At 60.9% G+C, this 20,842-nt stretch carries 17 protein-coding genes; 14 read left to right on the forward strand and 3 right to left on the reverse strand.

The window, feature by feature from the left end; translation table 11 throughout:
• Positions 1-58 precede the first annotated feature (58 nt).
• Positions 59-343, forward strand: a complete 285-nt coding sequence (locus ACN50D_RS06025; RefSeq protein WP_003939785.1) for a hypothetical protein — start codon at positions 59-61, stop codon at positions 341-343.
• Positions 344-381: 38 nt separating this feature from the next.
• On the forward strand, positions 382-1,113 hold the full coding sequence (locus tag ACN50D_RS06030) for a hypothetical protein (RefSeq protein ID WP_211921004.1): 732 nt from the start codon (positions 382-384) through the stop codon (positions 1,111-1,113).
• 14 nt (positions 1,114-1,127) lie between these two features.
• Here the strand turns inward: ACN50D_RS06030 and ACN50D_RS06035 are convergent, their stop codons facing one another.
• Positions 1,128-3,083: an ABC1 kinase family protein gene (locus ACN50D_RS06035; RefSeq protein ID WP_249342809.1), complete on the reverse strand. Its 1,956-nt coding sequence runs from the start codon at positions 3,081-3,083 to the stop codon at positions 1,128-1,130.
• A gap of 350 nt (positions 3,084-3,433) precedes the next feature.
• Here ACN50D_RS06035 and ACN50D_RS06040 point away from each other — a divergent pair, with 350 nt between their 5' ends.
• The 8 genes from ACN50D_RS06040 (at position 3,434) to ACN50D_RS06075 (ending at position 13,169) form a co-directional block, all read left to right on the forward strand.
• Entirely contained in the window at positions 3,434-4,762 is a 1,329-nt protein-coding gene (locus tag ACN50D_RS06040) for a hypothetical protein (protein WP_134929656.1), read from the forward strand.
• Between the two features lie 106 nt (positions 4,763-4,868).
• Positions 4,869-5,894 carry a hypothetical protein gene (locus ACN50D_RS06045; RefSeq protein ID WP_054827031.1) on the forward strand — a complete coding sequence of 342 codons (1,026 nt, stop codon included), beginning with the start codon at positions 4,869-4,871 and terminating at the stop codon, positions 5,892-5,894.
• 517 nt (positions 5,895-6,411) lie between these two features.
• Entirely contained in the window at positions 6,412-7,416 is a 1,005-nt protein-coding gene (locus tag ACN50D_RS06050) for a helix-turn-helix transcriptional regulator (RefSeq protein WP_065351475.1), read from the forward strand.
• Between the two features lie 374 nt (positions 7,417-7,790).
• The gene (locus ACN50D_RS06055) at positions 7,791-8,030 is read left to right on the forward strand and encodes a hypothetical protein (RefSeq protein WP_047271996.1); all 240 of its coding nucleotides are present in this window, start codon (positions 7,791-7,793) and stop codon (positions 8,028-8,030) included.
• Positions 8,030-9,580: a sodium:solute symporter family protein gene (locus tag ACN50D_RS06060; protein ID WP_047271997.1), complete on the forward strand. Its 1,551-nt coding sequence runs from the start codon at positions 8,030-8,032 to the stop codon at positions 9,578-9,580. Before ACN50D_RS06055 ends, ACN50D_RS06060 begins: the two co-directional genes overlap by 1 nt.
• 42 nt (positions 9,581-9,622) lie before the next feature.
• Positions 9,623-10,510 carry an alpha/beta fold hydrolase gene (locus ACN50D_RS06065; RefSeq protein WP_047271999.1) on the forward strand — a complete coding sequence of 296 codons (888 nt, stop codon included), beginning with the start codon at positions 9,623-9,625 and terminating at the stop codon, positions 10,508-10,510.
• A 71-nt stretch (positions 10,511-10,581) separates the two neighbouring features.
• Complete coding sequence (locus ACN50D_RS06070; RefSeq protein WP_158170424.1) at positions 10,582-11,796, forward strand: DUF1116 domain-containing protein; 1,215 nt, start codon at positions 10,582-10,584, stop codon at positions 11,794-11,796.
• Positions 11,793-13,169 carry an amidase gene (locus ACN50D_RS06075; RefSeq protein WP_054827037.1) on the forward strand — a complete coding sequence of 459 codons (1,377 nt, stop codon included), beginning with the start codon at positions 11,793-11,795 and terminating at the stop codon, positions 13,167-13,169. Before ACN50D_RS06070 ends, ACN50D_RS06075 begins: the two co-directional genes overlap by 4 nt.
• Positions 13,170-13,256: 87 nt before the next feature.
• Here ACN50D_RS06075 and ACN50D_RS06080 read toward each other — a convergent pair whose 3' ends face one another.
• The gene (locus tag ACN50D_RS06080) at positions 13,257-14,492 is read right to left on the reverse strand and encodes an MFS transporter (protein ID WP_211921003.1); all 1,236 of its coding nucleotides are present in this window, start codon (positions 14,490-14,492) and stop codon (positions 13,257-13,259) included.
• 69 nt (positions 14,493-14,561) lie between these two features.
• On the opposite strand from ACN50D_RS06080, the gene ACN50D_RS06085 reads away from it, so the two are divergent.
• Complete coding sequence (locus ACN50D_RS06085; RefSeq protein ID WP_047272003.1) at positions 14,562-15,575, forward strand: AraC family transcriptional regulator; 1,014 nt, start codon at positions 14,562-14,564, stop codon at positions 15,573-15,575.
• Positions 15,576-15,631: 56 nt separating this feature from the next.
• Here the strand turns inward: ACN50D_RS06085 and ACN50D_RS06090 are convergent, their stop codons facing one another.
• Positions 15,632-16,807, reverse strand: coding sequence for a PucR family transcriptional regulator (locus ACN50D_RS06090; protein WP_211921001.1), 1,176 nt, complete (start codon positions 16,805-16,807; stop codon positions 15,632-15,634).
• A gap of 150 nt (positions 16,808-16,957) precedes the next feature.
• Here ACN50D_RS06090 and ACN50D_RS06095 point away from each other — a divergent pair, with 150 nt between their 5' ends.
• From ACN50D_RS06095 to ACN50D_RS06105, 3 genes are all read left to right on the forward strand, one after another.
• Entirely contained in the window at positions 16,958-18,286 is a 1,329-nt protein-coding gene (locus ACN50D_RS06095; protein ID WP_211920999.1) for an MFS transporter, read from the forward strand.
• Between the two features lie 88 nt (positions 18,287-18,374).
• Positions 18,375-20,024, forward strand: a complete 1,650-nt coding sequence (locus tag ACN50D_RS06100; protein WP_211920998.1) for an amidohydrolase — start codon at positions 18,375-18,377, stop codon at positions 20,022-20,024.
• Positions 20,025-20,066: 42 nt separating this feature from the next.
• Positions 20,067-20,828 carry a maleylpyruvate isomerase family mycothiol-dependent enzyme gene (locus ACN50D_RS06105; RefSeq protein WP_249342891.1) on the forward strand — a complete coding sequence of 254 codons (762 nt, stop codon included), beginning with the start codon at positions 20,067-20,069 and terminating at the stop codon, positions 20,826-20,828.
• Positions 20,829-20,842 lie beyond the last annotated feature (14 nt).

A 20,842-nucleotide genomic window follows, 5' to 3' on the forward strand; every position in this document is an offset into this window, starting at 1 on the left:
TGGCGCAGAGTAAGTCGTTCGCGCCTTGCGTCGTCACTCCACGAAAGGGTCTCAGCTCATGCTCATCATCGGAATACTCCTGTTCGGGATCGTCATCGGAGCGGGAGCCCAGCTGATTCTGGGGAAAACGACCGCACGAGTGGACTGGACCTTCGCGTTCATCGCGGGAATCGGTGGTTCGCTGGTCGGCGGATTGCTCGTGAGTTTGATTGCAGGCGACGGATTATCATTGCGCCCGAGCGGCATCCTCGGGTCCCTTGCCGGCGCTGTCATCATCACCGCGGGGTGGCAGTGGTACCGCGGGAGGAACGCAACTACAACTACGCGTCCGTCTGATCGCTGATTTCCACAGTTCCGTCAGGGGACGGAGAGCGTCGACATATGACCGAACTACTCGATGAAGTCCTCACCGCACATGGCGGAGTCGAACGTTGGCAGTCTGTTTCAGCGATCACGGCACGGGGACGTTTGGGCGGTCTGCTGCCTCAGCGCTTCCCCGGCAACAAGCTGGCGAAGTTCACGGTCGAGGTTGAAGTCGCCGAGCAACGCACTGTCCTCCAAGACTTTCCGCGTGTCGGCGAGTGCGCTGTGTTCGACAAGGGCGTCGTGCGGATCGAAACTCGTGACGGCGAAGAACTCGGGAGGCGAACCGACCCACGTCCAGAGTTTTTCGGGTTGAGTGGAGTCCGGCGCAACCTCCACTGGGACGCGCTCGACACCGCTTACTTTGCCGGCTACGCCTTTTGGAACTATCTGAACGCACCGCTGCTGCTCGCCCGCGACGACATCACTGTCACCGAAGCCGAACCTTGGCAGGAATCCGGGCAGCAATGGCGACGACTACAAGCAACATTTTCGCCAGAAATCGACACCCATTGCCGGCAGCAGACCTTCTATGTCGACAACGGTGGCCTCATCCGCCGTCACGACTTCGTCGCCGAACCGGTAGGCAGCTGGGCGAAAGCTGCTCTCTACTGTGACCATCACCGTCAGTTCGACGGTCTCACCTTTCCCACTCGACGGCGCGTTCTCCCGCGGGGCCCAGGCAGTCGCGTTCTCTCGCGGCCGACCCTCCTGGCGCTCGACTTCGACGACATCGAGATCAAGCGATGAAAATCAGTTCTCGGTTACCTGTTGTCGAGTGTGAACAAACGGAACACGGTCCGCATGCACAGAACGACGCCGACGAACCCCAGTACCGCACTCGCGAGTGCATAGCCCGACAGCTGAGGTGTGAGTTGTGGTCCGCCAGGTACGAACAGAAGGATCGCCGCGACAATCAGCGCGGTCACTCCCGCCGCCATACCCAGGGCGTTGTTCGCCGACCGTCGTAGCCATCGCCTGTCGTCGGGGTGTGCGACCGAGCGAGTGCGAAGTGTGAAGCTTCCCGAGGCGATCGAGGTCGCGATCTGATCGAGCTGACCAGGCAGGCGCCTGACCACCGCGGTTGTGACCGCCGTCGTCGACAGGATGGCCTGCGCGGCTGCAGTCGGGCTGGCGACATGGGTCAACAGTCGGGGTACTTCGGCCCGAACAGCAGCGACGAGGTCGATCTGCGGATCCAGGAGCCGCAGGGCGCGCTCCAAAGACGCGAGCGAACGGAAAGCGGCGGCGACGTCTCCCGGCACTCCGATTCGGTGTTCGCGAAGCACAGTGAACATTCGCGCGAACGATGCCATGGAAACATTGGGTTGGACACTGAGCAGGGTGATCTCTCGGCCCACCTGGTGACGTAGTGCTCCGCGATCAACTTCGGGCGGCACGTCGAATGCCATCAGCATCGCGTCGACTGTCGCCACCGGATCACCTGCGAGGGCAGCGTTGAGGAGCACGGCGAACAAGATCCGTGTCTCGCCGTCCAGAACCCCTACTGCGCCGAAGTCGAGGAGCCCGACCCGGCCGTCATCGAGGATCATGATGTTGCCGGGGTGCAGGTCCGCGTGAAACACGCCGTGGACAAAGATCCCGTCGAGCAACGACGCAAGAAGTTCGTTGGCGATGCTGCTGCGGGTGTCGCGGTCGAGGCCGGTGAGCGCCGACTCACCGTCGGAGAGCGGTGTGCCGTGAAGACGTTCCATCACGAACACCCGTCCGCTACTGAGGTTGGGGTAGATGTGCGGAACGACGATATCCGGGCGGTTCGACATGGTGGAAGCAATCGCGCCGGTATTCGCTGCTTCGGTGCGGTAGTCGAGTTCCTCGAGCAGTGACGTGACGAGGCCCCCGGCGAGTCGGTGAACGCCGATATCGCGTGCCCAGGGAAAACGGGTCTCCGCGCGGGATGACACGCGAAGGAAGATATCGCAATCCACGCTCACTTGTGCGCTCGCCTCGGGGCGTTGAACCTTCACCACAACGTCGACGCCTTCAACGGTGCGCGTGGAATGTACCTGTGCGACAGAGGCGGCGGCGAACGGCTCCACATCGAACCATGCGAACACCGACTCTGGTGCGTCGCCGAGTTCCGATGCCAGTAGCTTCGCAATGCGGACTGGATCAGCCGGTCGTGCCGAACTTTGCAGAGACGAGAGAGTGCGAGCCAACTCGGGTGGTATGAGGTCGTCTCGCGTGCCGAGGATCTGTCCCAGCTTGACGAAAGTGACACCGCACCGGTTGATTACTTCCACCAGCGCGTCCCCGAACTGAGGCGCTGATGGCCCAGCACGGAGAGCGGGCCCGCCTCCCGCTCGCACGACGATGCCCATGATCTGGACGTATCGCTTGGTTCGTCGCCACGATTTGCGGCTGCGCTGCAATGCTTCTGGCGGTCCGGGGATGGACCCTGTTGGAAGGACAACTTCGAGGAAAACCAATGCGGCCAGGCATGCTGCGAACACCCAGAGCGCGACAACTCCGAAGAATATGAGCGCTGTTCCTACGCTCACCAGAAGTTGATCGTCCTGGCTGGCAATTCCTGCGAATGTCGCGGCGTAGCCCGAGAGTGGGACACCCACCGAGAGCGCTATCACCGCGATCACAAGTGTCCGTGGCCAACCGACCCTCGTCCCCAGCGTTCGTCGCATCACGCCCGCCAGTGCTGCTGCAAGAAATGGCGTCGTGACGATCCAGACCATCAAGTCCATTGCGATAGCGTACGGGTTTGCAATCTGCGATTCATCCAGGAAAACCCTGAGCCCACCCCGACTGACGGGTAACAAAGTCCGACAGTGCCCAAGCGTCGAACGTGCTCGGGCACTTTGGAGTTCATTCGCTCCGATGTCGACCCGTCCTGATCGAACGTCCAAAAAGAAGATAGTGCACCGCAGCAAAGAAACAATCACAGCGCACGGTGCGCTCAACCCTCGATCGCAGTGGATTATCGTCGAGGAGTTGCGCGATCGGCAGCCCTGAAATCGAACCAGTCGGGCGACCGTTGCGGTACACGATGCGGTTTCGCTGGTACCGTCGATGTCATGACTCTGCAGAAAGGCGCATGAGCGCCCACCTCCGGCGTAGGTTCCTGCGCCCTCGATATGTCTTCTTCGCCGCTGCTCACCTGTGGGTGGTCGACGAGCGTCAACCCGTTGCGGCACTGATTGATCCGCACACAGAATCGTTGGCGGGGTTGGTGGCGTGGACCGATCTTCCTCCGACCCCTCCGGGATTCGGCCCAGCACAGATCTCTGCCGACGAGTCCGGTTTGTGGATACAGAATCACCGCGACGGCCCTTTGGTTCACGTCGGTACCGACGGCATCGACCGGTCCGAATACACCGAAGGGCACCATCTGATCGGCGCGGGACGCGCCGGCGCCTGGTGTATGACGACTACACGCAGGCACAACGACATCTCACCCTCGCCGGATATTCCGCCACGGACGCTGAGGCGCAAACCGGCGCTGCTGGTGAGCAAGCCGGGTGGTGGGATGCGTCTGGTCGAAGTGGATGCCGCGGCGATCGTGTCGGCCGAGTTCGACGAATCCTCGCTCTATCTCGGTGTCGAGCACGATCCGTGGGAACGGGTGCCGCGCGTGGACGGCACGGGAGGAAAGCGGGCCGGGTTCGAGTTGCGTTACAGCTCATCGGTATTGCAGATACCTCTGCATGATCCGGCCCCGCTGCGCATCGACCGCAACACCTACCTGTGCGCGGAAAATCGGCAGGTCGGGTACGCCAGCGAGTATGCGGATGTGTCGTACAACGAAAACCATCGCCGCAAGCGCGCATTCGATGGCAACGTGCGCTGGTACTGGGGCAAAGACCCCATTGCGCGTGGCGCCACAACTGTACGGGCCTACCGTGGTGAGGTTCCGTCGCCGGTGACGACTTTGATGCTGCCCGGGATGGATGTCGCCCACGGGGTCGCAGGGGCCAGGAGGCTGTGGTTGGTCGCGAGGACCGCTACCCGTCCTGCCGGCGGTCGGTCGGTACTTTCCACCGGGGTCGATGGCGGCATCCATTCGCTGATCACCGGCGGCATCGACATCACCGATCGGTGCTGGCCTGTCGGGCCTGAGCCACTCGATCATCACGGGTACGTGCAGTACTGCCTGCGCGGTCTCGACCGAATGCGGTTCTCGGACAAAGTCGATCAGGTGAGCGCCACGTACGTCGGCCACTGGCCGAGCGGCCGGATCCATGTCCGATTCCGGCATCGTGACTACCCGGGACTGATGTTGACAGCTCGGCTGAATCTGTACGACGAGCTTGGTGTTCGTCTCGACAATCTCCTGTCCTACGCCTCGGCAGAGTTGAGGGAACAAGCCGACACCCGCGCCTACCCCGCGGCTTCCGAAGCGATCGCGGGAGTCCTGCATGTCTGAGCTGAGCGGCGCAGGCGATCGGGCCGGAAAGCTCACCGAAACCAGTGGGAGGCGCGTTGACCTAGGCCGCAGACGACCGATACCCGAATGCATAACGGAGGCAGTGATGACCGAATGGGTGCAGATGTTGGTGACCTTGGCCGACGGACCGCGGCAACCGGTCCACGGGGTCGTGGTCCCGTACCGCAATTCCGACGAACCGTTTCACTATTACTTCGGCAGCTACGGTGAAGAACCTGTGTTTCTTCCCGTTCGCCTCCCCGGCGTGCATCTGTATCGGTGGGGGCGCCGATCGAGGATCGAGTCACTCGACGGGCAGGTGATGTTCGTCAGCGACGGCACCACCGCTTGGGACTTCACCGCCGACCCAGACCAACCGCGCTGCACCGAACTCCATCACGTGCACTCGCCCGGCGCGGGCCGATACCTTGCGATCACCCCGCGCGTTGAGCATTGGGTCGGCAACGATCATTCACGCCCGACAGGGCCGGTGACAGACGTCGAGTTCCTCGGCCGTCGATGCTGGTCGGTGGATCTCGCCCCACGCGAGAGCCGGAATCTGCCGAAGCCGTCGCTGCGGCTTGTCGTCGACGCCGAAACCGGTGCGGTACTTGCCCAACACTCCGGCGACGGTATCGACGGCGCCGCATACACCGACCTCAGAGTGGGGGAGCACCTCGAACTCTCCCTGTTCACCTGGGACGGTCCGGTCACCACCGATGCAGAATCGAGGAGCCTCACCGGTCGCGGCGGGCCACCAGTAACGCCGGCGCAGGAGTCGATGAGCTGGTTTCATGAGGAGATCGCCGCCGAACCCATCAGGGTGCCCATGCTGACGGACCTGACCCCACGCTTCGTTCACTCGATCGAACCCGAAACCGGCGCATTCGCCGCAGAACTCGGTGATAAAGCGGGATGGATCGCCCGGAGGCCACGATCGAACCAGCCGTGGAAAACCAAGACTTACGGATATCAGATCGCCTGGTCTACAGAAGATTTCGACTGGGTCTGCCAGATTCACCACGGAACACTCGACACCGCCGGGATCGAGTCCCTACAGCAGCAACTACACCCCGGCCTATCGGTAGTGGGCACGCCTGAACTTGTATTCGGCGGTTCGAACGGCGACTGAGACTGAGGGCGATAGGCACTCTTCAAGGAGAACGGGCATCTGGCAGCGTCATCGAACATGGCCGGAAACTTGCTGCACTGCCCACCGCGGCGACGAACGCACCTCCGCCGGTCCCGGTGTTCGACAACGATTCGGTGTGGATCGGCCCTGATTCAGTGTGAATTGTGATGGTGCCGAACGGTATACCCTTGATCGCTGCCCGAACGATTGCCGATTCACCATTGGTGGTCAACTTGCAGCCAATCTGCGCGCACTGTTTGTCAGCGGTTGCCGCCAGTGACAGTTCGATTGCGGGTGCCGCATCTGAGCTTTGCGAAGTCTCGACTGCCGCCAAAAATGCCGGGGACAGCGACCCCAGCTTGCTCGAGCCGGTCGCCGGGTGGGCGTAAACTCAGCCACTTTTCGCCCACTGCGTGTGGCTCTACCACCGGTTTCCCTCTCGTTCCCCGATGTTGCCTGACTGGCGAGACAATGAGAGCCTATACGTACTTGGGGGAGTCGGATCCAGGAGTATCGTATGCAGATCCACGCTTTGCTTCCGGCCATGATCCCGCCGGACGATGGCCGTTTCGTCGAACTATCCGATGTCCACGTGCGCGCTTCTGCTGCAATGAGAGTCCTGCGGGATTCGATTCCATGGGATGGATACGCATTGACGGCATGGGATGCGGGTTCAGGAAGTCATAGGCACGTCACGTTGGCGAGCGAAGGCTACACGCGGGAGCTCGACGAACATATGAACGACGCGTTCGTCGACGGGAATCCGGGCTTTCATTTGTTGCATACCCAGGTTCCGCACGCCCTCCGTTGGCTGGACTTGCAGAGGGATTGGCACATCCCGTTCGCGCAGACGCAGTCCGCCGAGGGATTCTTGATTCCCGCTGGGTTCAAGGAGGGCGCGACCATGTGTCTGAGGTTGCCTGGTGGGCGATATACCGGTGCTCTGCACGTGAGTTGGGCGCGCCCCAAAGACGCCAGTAACGAGGCTCTTAGCGTGATCGAGAGGTTCCGTCCTGTACTCGCTGACGTCTGTGATCTCTTCCGGAGCGCTCATGGTGCCGTGCAACGGGCTGGGGTGGCAGCGCACGCCGTCATAGTCACCGATACAGGCGCAATTTCGGAGCTGCCAGGTCATACGGCGGGTCCGGTTCTTGGGGAGTCTGCGCGCAGGTGGTTGGCGTCAGCGATCCGGGATTGGGCTGGCCGACCGGCGCAGTATTTGTGGGCCGAGTCGGATGGTTCGTGCCATCGAATCGAGTTGTCGGCGGGTCCCGGAACGTCCCTCGTGGTCGTTGAACGTCGGATTCCGTGGCCGTTCGGGTTGAGCTGCCGGGAAGTGCAAATTCTTCATTGGGTCACCCGAGGCTGTTCCAATCCCCAGATCGCGAAGAAGCTGTTCATCAGTCCTAGAACCGTTTCGACCCACGTCGAGCATCTTCTCGTCAAACTCGGGAGCCAATCTCGTGTGCAGCTCGCCGCGCTTGCTGTGGAAGCAGGACTGTTGCTCGCGAGCGAGATGTGAGTACCCGGAGTGCGACCGTCGTCAGGGTGACCGCAACGACCAGCGAGTCGGGGGAGTCGGAACGGGCGTAAACCAAAGCCCTACGGTAGCGCCAAAGGCGCTGTGAGGGGAGATGTATCTCCGTTGATGATGCAGCAGCCGCGTCTTTAGTGGCGGATTCTCACCCGTTCAGTTCCGGTTATGAAATTCTCGATGCCCCAGTACATTTCGCCCGTTCGGTTTGTCGTGTCCGCATGTGATGTCCGACCGGAGGTATGCGGAAAATACGTCAACTGACCGATGGTCGAGGAATGTGATTGTTCATACGCTTTTCATCTGGCTATACGCCGCCCAGCCGGCCCTGTTGACGGCCTGCAGAGACGAAAAGAGTATCAATGAAACGCACTGGCTTATTCAGTCGTTCCCCAGCGAGGAACATCGCCTTCGGCGCACTATTCGCGCTGATCAATATGATCGCGCTCTGGCCACCTTTGTACATCGCAATGTCCCACCAGCACGGTCTGGTCATCGGCGTACCGATTTCGGTCTGGTACCTGATACTCGTGTCCGCAGCTGCGATCGCAGCAGTCACCGGTCTCTGGGTCACCGAGTGTCGTCAGGGAGCGGTGGACTGATGATCGTCACTTTTGGCGCCTTAGGCGTCTTCTTCGTCGTCATCGTTGTTGTCCTTCACATCTCCAAGAACCGGCAAAGCGTCGCGACGTTCAGCAACTACGCCGTCGGCGAGCGCTCGTTTTCGAGCTGGTTCGTGTCGATGGCGTACACGAATTCGTGGTGGCCCGGTTCGACTTTTACCGCGGTTTTCGGTCTGACCGTTGCTAGTGGCGTGATCGGGTTGTACTTTCTCGTCTACTCCGTCCTTGGTGTTCTCGCGATGTATTTCATCGCCCGGCCAGTATGGAAGTGGGGTAAGAAGTTCGACCTGCGGACCCAGGCGGATCTACTGGACCTGCGGTACAACAGCCGCGGCCTGAAGTTGATCGGAAGCGCCATCAGTGTCGTCGCCCTCGTGCCCTGGCTCGTTCTCGGGCTCATTGCAATGGGCGCGGTAGTTCAGTGGGCATCGCTGGGTAAACTCTCTGACGCCGACTCCATCCTGATCGGGATTGCAGTATTGGTCGTGCGTCAGTTCTGGACCGTCCAGATGGGTATGAGGGGTCTCATCCTCACCGATATGGTCCAGGGGATTGTTGCCTACATCGGATCGGCCATTTTGTGCCTGGGCCTGTTGTTCTTCTACTTCGGTGGCATCTCGAACATGAGCAAGCTTACCGACGCTCAACTGAGCCTGCCCGGCTTCGGATCCGATGAAGGCGGACTCTACTACTTCGGCATCGTTGCCGCCGGAATCATTGGAAGTCTTTGCTGGCCTATGATATTCACGCGAATCTACACTGCGGCCAGCGTGCGTGAAGTGAAAAAGGGCTCGCTGCAAACAATGGCGATCGGCTTCGTGTTCTGCGTTCTACTCATGTTTGTCGCGCTGTGCGCGGCGCCGATCCCTTTCGCCGCTGCCAATCCAGTATCGTCGTTCTTCGCGATCGCGCAGGACGCCGGTGGTACCTGGTTGTTGGCGATCGCGCTTGTCATAGTTTTCGCGGCGGGAATGGGCTTCGTCGACGGCGTCACCCAAGCGATCGGCACTCAAGTTGCGAACGACATCGTTGCTGTCGTTCACCCACTGCGGGACAAGCAGGAGCTCTACCTCGCCAAGGCTGCGATGGCAGTTACCGCAATAGTTGCCGCGATCATCGCGTACCGCATCTACGATTCACCCAACTTGGCCGGCGTCACGCAGTTGGCGTATCAAGCCATCATCCAACTTGCCGTACCGATCTTCGGCGGACTCATGTGGCGCAAAGGTAACAGGGACGGCGCAATCGCCGGGCTGCTCGTCGGTGCGGTAATCGCTCTGGCGCTGACGGTTCCGTACATGGACCAAGGCGGGGCAGTGCCGTGGCTTGAGGGGTTAGGTTCCGGACTGGTCGGCCTCGTAGCCAATCTTGTCGTCTTCGTCGCGGTCAGCCTCCTTCGAGCCAGTGACCGGGAAGAGTTGGAACGAGTTGATCAGCTCTTCGAGTCGGCCCGAGAGCCGTCCCGCAGCCCAGGCCAGACAACACCCATACCGAGTGCCGGCCAGATAGCGCCCGCACCTTTACCGTGACCCGATCTCGGGACTGCCCCACAAAGAAGAGGAATTGAGTTCATGAGCACGTTCGATCAAACCATCACCATCCCCCACCTCGGCGGCTCGGTCATAGGGGCCACGTTCGGGCGACCTTACAACCCCGAATTGCCGACCCTGGTCATGATCAACTCGTACACCACCTCTGCGGAGTTGTACCGCGACCAGTTCGCGGATACTGCGCTGACCGACAGGGCCAACCTACTGGCCCTCGAGCCGTACGGTCATGGCCGAACCCGTTCGACATACAAGCATTTCACCTACTGGGACAGCGCAGTTGCGAACCTGCAGGCTCTTGCGGCACTGGACATTCCGAACGCATTCGTCTTGGGGACTTCGCAAGGGGGGTGGATTGCCACCCGAATGGGCTTGCTGGCACCAGAGGTAGTCAAAGGCCTGATTCCGTTGGGTACCTCGCTGGACGTCGAGAGTCAACGCAGCCGCGACCTCGGGTGCTGGGACGGGCCGGGATTCTGCACCCCCTACATCGAGGCCTTCGGCGAGCCGGTCGACGACGACTGGGTTGTTCCCGATGATTTCGTCGATGCCACCTTCGACGCTGCGCTGGGAGGCTTGAGCCCGGAAGACCGAGTGAGGTGGCTCGAGATCTACCGCACGAACTACTCCGGCGACGCGGGCCGGCACCGACTGCGGCTCGCCACGATCAATCTCCGTGATCGCGACGGGTTGTTCGGGCGATTGGACGAAGTGACGCAGCCGGTTCTGTGGCTCCACGGCACGGCAGACCAGGTTTATTCAGTGGCCAACGCCGAGGACGAAATCAAACTGTTCACCCGTGCGGCCGAAGTGCGCCTCGAGACGATCCCGAACGGGCATCACTTCCTGAGTGCGTCCAAACCCGCTGAAGTCAATGCTGCTGTGATCGATTTCCTCGGTCGGTGGGCATGACCGACACACAGCTCGAGCAAAAGGCAGATTCTATGCAAGACCTATTGTCGGACAGGCGAATTCATGCAAATATGGTCGCAGTGAATGCGATGCTGCAAGCAGACCCCGTCTTGATCGATGTCACCCCGGCACTCGATGCGCTGCCCGGCATGACCCGCCACACCATCCTCACCTCGGGAGCCCCGTTGCCCTGGCCTGCATACGAAGGAGGCCAGCGCCGAGCGATACTGGGAGCAGCACTCTTCGAGGGGCTCGCGAACTCGGTGGAAGAGGCCGACGCTCTCCTGCATGCGGGAGACATCCTCGTCCGGCCGTGCCATGACTACGGGTGCGTAGGCTCGCTGACCGGGGTGACGACGGCGTCGATGCCTGTCCTCGTTGTCGAAGATTCGATGTCGGGTTCGCGCGGACACTGCGTTCTCTACGAGGGAAGTGCCCGCGAACGCCTCACCTACGGGGTATGGAACGAGGCTGTACACCAACAATTGACCTGGATCAAGGACGTGCTCGGACCAGCCCTCTCAGCGGCACTACGACACAACGGCGGTCTACACACCAGTCCCATCATTCGGCGTGCCCTCGGCATGGGCGATGACTTGCACAGCCGTAATACAGCGGCAACAGCGGTGTTCTTCGAGCAGATCTACGAGTCTGTTCTCGAGGCCAACGGCTTCACCGCAGCAACCCGCGACGTTCTGAACTTCCTCAGTCAGAACGATCTGTTCTTTCTCCATGTCGCGATGGCGACGGGTAAGAGCATCGCGACAACCGCCAGCAATACACCGCACAGCAGCATCGTCACCGCTATGGCGTTGAGCGGGAAGGAGTTCGCGATTCGTACAGCTGGCACCGGCCAGCGATGGTTTCGCGCGCCGATTCCCACGTTGCAGGCGAAATATTTCGACGGGATCACCGCTGAGGATACTGCGTACATGGGCGGGGAGAGCCTGATCACCGAGACGGTGGGACTCGGCGGCCTTTCGGCGGCGGCTGCTTTTTCGCTTCAGGATTACAGCGGCGGATCGGCTCAGAACATGGTCGAAACGACGGAGGCAATGTACGGCATTACTCACACTGAGCACCCCCAGTGGAAGATTCCGTATCTAGAGTTTCGTGGCGTTCCGTTCGGAATCGACGCGGCACGTGTGGTTTCCACCGCGATCACTCCACGTATCCACATGGGTGCCGCCCTGCGTGAGGGCGGACACGCGGGCGCCGGTCTGCTCATCGCCCCGATCGAACCCTTCCGCGAGGCCATCGCGGCGCTCACCGTGTCGGCGGCATGACGGAGAATCCCCCTTCGGCCGTCCACGTATCCGCAACTGGCGGCTACTTCAGCCGAAGAACCATCACGGACCTGGCTGCGGACCTTCGGGCACGTCGGGTCACGTCAGCGGACTTGATCGGGATTGCCATCGAGGAGGCCGAGAGCTCGCAATCGACAATCAACGCGTTCGTCACCATCGACGTGGCCGGAGCTCGTGCCGCCGCAGCCGCCGCCGATCGAGAATTGGCCGCAGGTGCTGACCGGGGTCCGCTGCACGGGGTGCCGATAGCGGTGAAGGACATGATCGATGTACGAGGTCTGCCGACGACCGCTAGTTCGCGCCATTTCGTGAATCGGATCGCCACTCGCGATGCAGATTGCGTCGAGCGGCTCAGACGAGCAGGTGCGATAGTGATCGGGAAGACGACGACGCATGAATTCGCGAACGGTCCGACGGGGGATCGTGCTGCTACTGGACCCACTCGTAACCCACATGCATTAGGGCACATGTCCGGAGGGTCTAGTAGCGGTTCGGCGGCCGCCGTCGCTGCCGGCATCGTTCCAGTCGCACTCGGCACCGATACCGGTGGTTCCGTGCGAATCCCCGCAGCATGCTGCGGCGTCGTCGGCATTCGCCCCACACAAGGGGCGATCAGCACGCACGGAGTACTTCCTCTGGCCAGTTCGATGGACACCGTGGGTGTTCTGGCTCGCTGTGCGGCTGATGCACACGTCGTACTGTCAGCGTTGATCGACGATTTCTCACCACCGGCCGAGTGCACTTCCGTCGCCGGTGTGCGCGTTCGCTGGATATCGCCGAGATCAATTCATGCCACTCAACCATCGATTGCCCGTTCTGCCCGCGATCTGGTCGCACCGTTCCTCACCGACGAAATAGATATCCACGGCGCGGAGGCACTTCGCTTCTCCTATCGTGTCATCCAAGGGCGTGAAGCTCACGCGGTCCACGCCGAAAGGCTCAGTCTCGCACCCGATCTCTACGACCCAGAGGTGCGTGAGCGTCTCGAGATGGGCGGCACGTACACCGATTCGCAGTTCTTGCAGGCGATCGCGATTCGTGAACAGTTCCGTGTAGGTGTTGCTCAGCTACTGAGTGCGGTCGATTTCATTGCGCTGCCTACGATTCCCTTTTCGACACCGCCGCTGTTCAGCCGTCGGGTGAGTGTCGAGGATCAGCCGGTCGACGTTCCAAGTGGTCTGCTCTCACTCACCGCGCCGTGGAGTCTCATCGGACTGCCCGCAGTGTCCATTCCAGCAGCCGACGTCGACGGTCTACCTGTCGGTGTACAGCTCGTCGGACGCCCACACACCGAGGCTGGTCTTCTCTCGTTCGCAGCGAAGCTCGAGGCGCGGAAGCTGTTCGAGAGTTGACCGGGCCAGATCACGCTGCTCGCGCACCGATCAGCTGACCTCGCTGATTCGTAGTCCCAGTCTGCCGCCGCATGCAGGTAACCGATGTCACGCAAGGTGATCGGGGTTCTTCACGGACAATGTGATGAACAATGCTGACGCAATCAGCACGACTCCGAAAACCGAAAACACCGCCATGGCACCCCCGGCTCCGAACATCGCACCGCCTGCTGCGGCACCTGCAGCGATTCCGGACTGGACACCGACCACCACGATCCCGCCTGCACTTTCCGCCTTGTCGGGCACGGTCCTGGTCGCCCACGTCGACCACGCCACCGAAACTCCGCCGAATGCCAAGCCCCACAACACCACCAAGGCTGCGCTTACGCTCTGAGTTGCAGGCACCAGTGCCAGACCTAGAGCAGCTATCCCGATCAGTAAGGGCATCAGCGCCAATGTCAGACGCAGGCTGAGTTGGAGGAGCCATCCGGCGACAAGTGTGCCTGCCAAGTTCGCCACTCCGAAGGCAAACAATAGAACAGTCAAGGTGGAGGCGCCGACATCGACCATGGTTTCGAGCGCCGGCCGAATGTAGGTGAACAGTGCATAGTGCCCGATATGGACGAGCAACATGCCGACGATGCCGATCCCGAAGCGTGGATGTACCAACACCGACCACAAAGTTCTCAACCGTGCCTCGTGCCGCGGTGCCATCGGGGGCAACGCGAACAGTTGGAAGGCAAGCGTCACGACCCCGAGGGCTGCGGTGACCCAAAAGGCACTGCGCCAACCGGACAGTTCACCGAGGTAACTACCGAGCGGCACGGCCACGATGGTTGCTACGGCGATACCGCTGAAAATGATTGATACAGCGCGAGGTACCGACGATTCCGGTACCAGACGCATCGCCGTGGCAGCCGCCATGCTCCAGAAACCACCTAACGCAATGCCGAGCAGGATCCGCATCGCCAACAGCACCACCATGTTCGGGGCCAGGGCCACGAGCGAGTTCGACGCGATCATCAGCACAGTGAAGCTGAGCAGAACAATCCGCCGGTCCATCCGTCGTGTCAGGCTTGCCGTCAGTAGTCCAGAGAGGATTGCTGCTCCAGCCGTGACGGTGACTGCTTGGCCCACCAGTGCTTCCGGCACACCCAAATCATCGGCAATCGGAGTCAACAGACTGGCCGGAAGATACTCGGCCGTAAGCAGTCCGAATACGCCCAGAGCCAGTGACATCACCGCCATCCACTTCGGTGTTACCGGCAGCGGTGGCGGGTCGACAACTGCGGTTGCTCGGACGGGTCGGGTATCGGGCGCGGTGCTGCATACATCACTGGACAACGGTTGTACTTCTCCTGGATCGCATGAAAGGCTTTGAGTCAACACTAGATACGACTTTCAGGATGATCTATGACTGAGGATCCGGCCGTTTTGATCAAGAGTCCGGCCGAGTCGGCTGCCGGGACGTTCGCCTCGTCCTCCGACCTCATCAGCGAACTGTTGACGAGTATGCGGTTGCGTGGAGTGCAGTACCGTCGCGTTCATGCCGGTCCGCGATTCGGCATCGGCTTCGATGCGAAACCGGGCCGTGCCTATTTCCACTTTCTCGCAGTCGGTCACGCGTTCCTGCGTGCCGAGAACGGCACCGTCCACGAACTGTCAGCGGGTAACGCTGTGTTCATCCCGCACGGTCGACCCCATCAGTGGCTGTCCGGGCCGGGCGTAGTGGTTCAGGGCATCGACAGCTACGACTCCGAACCCCTCGGTGATGCGGTGGGGGACGTGAATGTCGGCCTCGCCGCCGACCTGTCTCCCAGCGCCGTATTGTTCACCGGTTACATGGAATTCGATCTCGGCGGGATGCAAGGCCTGAGTCGTATCATGCCCGAGATCATGATCGCCGACGCCCAGGGGGAGCGATATCCCGGACTTTTACCGATCCTTGCTGCGATGAGGCGTGAGACCTGTTCGGCGCGTGTCGGTTTTGCTGGTGTTTCAGCGCGTCTCGCTGAAGTCGTGGCTGCGATGATCGTGCGAGGGTGGGTTGAATGTGGCTGCGACAATGCCTCTGGACTGGTGGCGGCGCTGCGCGATCCGCGACTGGCGGGAGCCATCTTGGCTGTCCACCGGGATCCCGGACATCATTGGACGGTAGCGGAGTTGGCATCGCAGTGCCATGTTTCCCGATCGGTGTTCGCGGAGCGCTTCCATGCGATGATCGGCGTACCGCCTCTGCGGTACGCGACGGAACTGAGAATGCTTCTTGCCAGCCAGTGGCTGGCCCAGGACACGATGTCGGTGGAAGCCATGGCTCGAAATCTTGGTTACACCTCTCAAGCTGCGTTCAGCCGCGCTTTCAAACGCGTTACCGGGCAACCTCCCAGCGCACGCAGAACGACCTCGCCCATACAGTTCGTTGCGTGATGCCTCCGACAGCGATCGCCCCGAGAAGGTAAAAGGGGAAGGGGTTTCGAGTGCTTCTATGCCCAACCCACCACGAGCCTCGCCGATTGTTCAGGAATCGTGGGGTCCAAACCGGTGAGTTTCGCAAATCGATGAAGACGATTGGAAACGGTGTTGCGGTGACAGAACAGCTCGTTGGCCGATTCCCCGATACTGCCTGTTTTCATATAGCTGCGCACGCATTCTTCGAGACGGACCCGCTCCGCGTCTCCGCAGGTCACCAAAGCATCGTCGACATCGGTGAGTAACCCGCTAGCTGATTCTTGTAGGCCTAGTTTGGCCAGTCTTGCCCACCCTCGGTCCCAGGTGAGAGCAGCATGGTCTTCGCTGGTGATTGTTCGTGTGAGAGCTCGTGCGGTATTGGCCGCCGCGCGAAGGGCTGACAGACCGGTGTCGGCGTTGACAATTCCGACTCGGAGCTTGAGGAGGTTCCGGCCGACATCGGTGGCTTGCGATCCGTCGAGGTCGAATCTGCGCGTGAAGGCAATCAGGACGTCGCCGAGGTAGTGGGTGTACACCGTTCGTCCGGAGCGCTCGGTTTCGGAGATGAACACTCGTAGCGCCGGGATGTCGTCACCGGCCGCTCCGATGACCAGAAGGGGGGCGCGTTGTGGGATTCGGAGTTCGGCTGCGATCGCATCCAGTCGATCTGCGTCTGTGGATCGGGGATCCTGGAACAGGTTTGCGATGCGTCCTTGCAGCGCAGACGATTCCTCTCTCAGCATGCGTTCTCGTTCGGCCATGTAGGCCCCTTGTGTCTGTGCGGCGTACTCGTCGACGGTGCGAAGCACGATCCACGTGTGTCGGACCAACAGTTCGGCATCCCTCGGTGACGACGCGGAGGTGAGGGCCTCCCACAGCACGTTGTAGTCCAATCGGATCGCGGTCATCAATGAGGTGATGGGGATCCCTGCCCGTGCACGAGAGATGCCGACATCGTTCGCGACGGGGACGAAATCGGGCAGACCTCCCGCGCGCAGACCTTGGAGCATGGCGGAGAAGGCCATCCGGCCTGTGCGTTCGATCTCGGACGTCGGTAGCGGCGACGAGTCGTAGCCGGCGATCGAGGCGACACGTTTGACGAAGGTGTCGGTCAGTTCGGCGACGTCGAGGCTGTCGAGCAGCTCTTGCCATCTTCCTGAGTCGCGGGCGTCCGGCTCGTTGCCCGGTCGTGAGGGGGCGAAGTGGTTCACCAAGTCAGAATAGGGCATATGCACAAATTCGTCGCCGTAATCGGCGGGGAATGCCTAGGGACAGTGAGCGAATAACCTGAAATGCTTGCAACAGGCCGAAATCCCCTGGGGACAGAAGCAGACCGAATCCCTCATCCCTGATGGAGAGTTATGACGTACACACAATCGACGTCGATCGAATTCGGAGCCGTTCATGAGCTCGACAAGAAGAGCGCAAACAAGGTCGCACTCGGCGCTCTGGTCGGTTCCGTGCTCGAGTACTACGACTTCTTCCTGTTCAGTGCCGCGGCCGCTCTCGTGTTCAATGTTCAGTACTTCACCAGCGGCAACGCAACCTTGGCCGCACTTGCCTCGTTCGCCACTTTCGGAGTAGGGGTAGCGGCCCGACCGATCGGCGGCATTGTCTTCGGTGCAATGGGCGATCGGATCGGCCGCCGAAAGACGCTGATGATCACCATCGTCGGTATCGGCATCATTACCGCGTTGATCGGCATACTGCCCACCTACGCAGCGATCGGCATCGCGGCGCCGGTGCTGCTCGTGCTGCTGAGAATCGTGCAGGGACTTTTCGTAGGAGGGGAATGGTCAGGTGCCTTGACCTTGGTGGTGGAGAACGCGCCACTGCATATGCGGGCGCGATACGCAGTGATTCCCCTCATCGGATCTCCGATCGGAACAATTCTGTCTTCTGGTGGATTTTTTCTGGTCACCATTGCAATTTCGCAGCAGAACTTCGAAACCTGGGGTTGGCGCATTCCCTTCCTCCTCTCGTTACCGTTACTTCTTGTCGCGGTTTATATTCGGCGCAAACTCGAAGAATCCCCTGTCTTCCGTCAGCTTGAGGAAGCTGGGGAGTTGGCGACCAATCCCGTGAGCACAGCCTTCAAACACAGCTGGCGTCAGATTCTGATCGGAATGGCGGCTTCACTTCTCGGAATGGGCGGGTTCTACCTCGTCACGACATTCTGTGTGTGGTACGGAGTGAACGTACTCGGATACAGCCGATCGTTGATGCTGCTCGGAACTATCGTCGCGGCCATAGTCGAGATCTTCGTGATCTTGTTGAGCGGGCGGTTGGGCGCGCGGTTCGGTTCGAGTCGAGTGATCGTGTGGGGCGGGATCGCCTCTGCCGTAGTCGCTCTGCCGGCCTTTCTGCTACTGACTTCGGGCGTTCCCGTGCTCATCGTTCTGTCGATGACGTTGGCAGTGGCGACGTTGTCGTTTCCCTACGCAGGTACAGGAGCTGTTCTGACCGGACTCTTTCCGGCGCGAACCCGATTCACAGGTGTTGCCGTCGCGAACAACACCGCCGCGATGATTGCAGGATTCGTTCCACTTCTGGTTACCAGCCTCGTAGCTGCAGCTCATGATCACTGGTGGCCAGCTGCGTTGGTTCTCGCGCTGATCTCGTTGATCACCGCATCGGCAGGAGCGATCGCGCCGAAATTCAGCGTGGACCTTCCCGGCTTCAAGCACTGAGAAACGTAGCGCGGCTGGTGTGCGAAACATCGCACCTCGTACCCCTGGATCAGACGCGGCTCGATTACTGGACAAGGACATTTCTCTTATGCAACTCGATCTCATTGTGCGGGCGCGCGAAATCATCACCATGGATCCTCATCGGCCGATCGCTTCGGTTGTCGGGGTAATCGGTGACCGTATCGTCGGGTTCGACGACGAGGTCGCCGGTATCGAGGCGATACGAACCCTGGACTTCGCAGACGCCTGTGTGACGCCCGGTCTGATCGACGCTCACTGTCACACCGTCTGGTGGGGACTCGGATTGGCGTCGATAGACCTCAGCCGCGCCGCCAGTCTCGAGGATCTCTACAGGCTGATCGAGACCGAAGTAGAGCGTATCGGTGATGACGCCGATGCCTGGGTCCACGGCACAGGTTTCAACCAGGGGCACTATGGCGGCGAATTCCCTGCTATCGATCGGCTCGACGCCGTGACGGGAGACCGCCCACTGTACTTACGGCACACCTCTGGTCACGCTGCGATTGCGAACACCGCTACGTTGCGTCTCATCGGTGCGCTTGACGACAGGTTCGAAGTTCCCGTCGGAGGTGTCGTCGTGCGGGATGACGAGGGCCGCCCTACCGGTGTCGTCGAAGAGTCGGCGCAAGGTTTGGTGCAGGCGTTGCTTTTGCCCTACTCCACCGAGCGGCTCGCCGAGGCAATCGACGGAGCAACCAAACGCTTTGCTGCGCAGGGGATAACAAGCTTCACAGAAGCTGGTGTCGGTGGCGGTTGGATCGGCCACAGCTCCATCGAAATCGCGGCCTATCAATTGGCCGCAGATCGCAATCATCTGCACGCCCGTGCACAGTTGATGCCGGCAATCGACGCCCTTCATCCCCTTGCTGCGAACGCTTCGGACTTCTGCGGCGAGGGGACAGGAGTTGGCTTGGACCTCGGGATTCGTTACGGCTTCGGCGATTCCCACCTTCAGTTGGGGCACGTCAAGGTTTTCCTCGACGGTTCTTTGCTTGGGGCGACCGCCGCTGTGACAGAGGACTTCTGCGGCCATGAACACAACCGGGGCTACCTCCTCGACACGCCGGAACTATATCGAGAGCGTGCACTCGCGGCATATCGATCGGGGTGGCCGCTTGCGTTGCATGCAATCGGAGACGCAGCAATAGACCTGGCCCTGGACCTGATCGAGGAGGCGCAGAAGAGTTACGGCCGCCACACAGCTCCGTGCCGTATCGAACATTTCGGCATCGCTCGACCGGATCAAGTGCGGCGTGCCGGCGATCTTGCCATTGCTGTGACCCCCCAGGCAGGTTTCATCGGGCCGCTCGGCGATCAGATTGCCGATCTTGTCGGCACCGACCGTGAACCGTGGCTCTACCGTGGGCGATCGGTCATCGATGCGGGAGCAATACTCGCAGGCTCATCAGACCTTCCTGTCGCCGACAACAATCTTCGTAGAGGTATGCAGTCGGCCGTCGATCGTCGTACCGACACCGGATTCGTCCTGGGCTCGAACGAGGCGATCACACCGGAGGAAGCCCTTCGAACGCACACGGAGTGGGCTGCGCGCGCGACCGGTCAGATCGACGACAAAGGCACCCTCGAACGGGGAAAACTTGCGGACTTTGCCGTGTTCTCGTCGTCGCCGCTCACGGCGCCGAACATATCGGAGATCGACGTCGTCGCAACAATACTCGGAGGAAACCTCACCCATGATGCCCGACCGACTCGCTGAAGAATTACTCGTAATCTTGTGAAGGAGAATGCCGTGAACGTGATGCGAGAGCCGGCTGACGAACTCGCCGTCGATCTCGGCTACGTGAAAGCCGGACAAATGCACTTCGACCGGACGTTGCGCGAACTCGGTGACGACGAACTGCGTGGACCCTCGTTGCTTCCAGGATGGACTCGCGCGCACGTGATCGCGCACGTCGGTTTCAACGCCCGCGCCCTCGGCCGTCTGGTGGATTGGGCGACGACAGGCATCGAGAAACCGATGTACGAGTCTGCCCATGCGCGGAGCCGGGAAATCGACAGTGCAGCACCACTGTCGAATGTCGAACTCCGTGAACTCGGCGACAGGGAGGCGAGAGCGCTCGAAATCGCCTGGAGCGCAGTCCCCGACAATCGTTGGTCTACCGAGGTGAGCAACGCTCAAGGTGTGCGGATACCGGTCGTCGATACAGTGTGGATGCGATCTCGCGAATTGTGGTTACACGCAATCGATCTCAACTATTCGGCGAGTGCAGCGGACATACCGCCAGCGGTGCAGCGACGAATAATTCACAATGTCCTGGATACTTGGGCCACCCGAGACGACTATCGCGTGCACATGACAGTCGCGGACACCGGTGAAGAGTTCGAACCGGTATCGAGTCACATCACCACCGCCGATTCGACCACGGCACGCACGGCGGTGTCCGGGTCGCTTCCGAATCTGCTGATGTGGATGACCGGCCGCAGAAACATCGCAGTGTCCGCGGTCGACACGTCGGGCCGCGAGATCGGCACAGCCCCGACAGCTCCGCGCTGGCTCTGACGCTCACTATCGAC

It is taken from the genome of Rhodococcus sp. SB1D, from assembly GCF_048573875.1.
GTDB classification, from domain to species: Bacteria; Actinomycetota; Actinomycetes; order Mycobacteriales; family Mycobacteriaceae; genus Rhodococcus_F; species Rhodococcus_F qingshengii.

Bases quoted from the DNA above. Each gene is read 5' to 3' on its own strand.
- ACN50D_RS06050 (WP_065351475.1), top strand. From the start codon at position 6,412: ATGCAGATCCACGCTTTGCTTCCGGCCATGATCCCGCCGGACGATGGC.
- ACN50D_RS06100 (WP_211920998.1), top strand. From the start codon at position 18,375: ATGCAACTCGATCTCATTGTGCGGGCGCGCGAAATCATCACCATGGAT.
- ACN50D_RS06035 (WP_249342809.1), bottom strand. From the start codon at position 3,083: ATGGACTTGATGGTCTGGATCGTCACGACGCCATTTCTTGCAGCAGCA.
- ACN50D_RS06040 (WP_134929656.1), top strand. From the start codon at position 3,434: ATGAGCGCCCACCTCCGGCGTAGGTTCCTGCGCCCTCGATATGTCTTC.
- ACN50D_RS06055 (WP_047271996.1), top strand. From the start codon at position 7,791: ATGAAACGCACTGGCTTATTCAGTCGTTCCCCAGCGAGGAACATCGCC.
- ACN50D_RS06030 (WP_211921004.1), top strand. From the start codon at position 382: ATGACCGAACTACTCGATGAAGTCCTCACCGCACATGGCGGAGTCGAA.
- ACN50D_RS06085 (WP_047272003.1), top strand. From the start codon at position 14,562: ATGACTGAGGATCCGGCCGTTTTGATCAAGAGTCCGGCCGAGTCGGCT.
- ACN50D_RS06095 (WP_211920999.1), top strand. From the start codon at position 16,958: ATGACGTACACACAATCGACGTCGATCGAATTCGGAGCCGTTCATGAG.
- ACN50D_RS06060 (WP_047271997.1), top strand. From the start codon at position 8,030: ATGATCGTCACTTTTGGCGCCTTAGGCGTCTTCTTCGTCGTCATCGTT.
- ACN50D_RS06070 (WP_158170424.1), top strand. From the start codon at position 10,582: ATGGTCGCAGTGAATGCGATGCTGCAAGCAGACCCCGTCTTGATCGAT.
- ACN50D_RS06025 (WP_003939785.1), top strand. From the start codon at position 59: ATGCTCATCATCGGAATACTCCTGTTCGGGATCGTCATCGGAGCGGGA.
- ACN50D_RS06065 (WP_047271999.1), top strand. From the start codon at position 9,623: ATGAGCACGTTCGATCAAACCATCACCATCCCCCACCTCGGCGGCTCG.
- ACN50D_RS06045 (WP_054827031.1), top strand. From the start codon at position 4,869: ATGACCGAATGGGTGCAGATGTTGGTGACCTTGGCCGACGGACCGCGG.
- ACN50D_RS06075 (WP_054827037.1), top strand. From the start codon at position 11,793: ATGACGGAGAATCCCCCTTCGGCCGTCCACGTATCCGCAACTGGCGGC.
- ACN50D_RS06105 (WP_249342891.1), top strand. From the start codon at position 20,067: ATGCGAGAGCCGGCTGACGAACTCGCCGTCGATCTCGGCTACGTGAAA.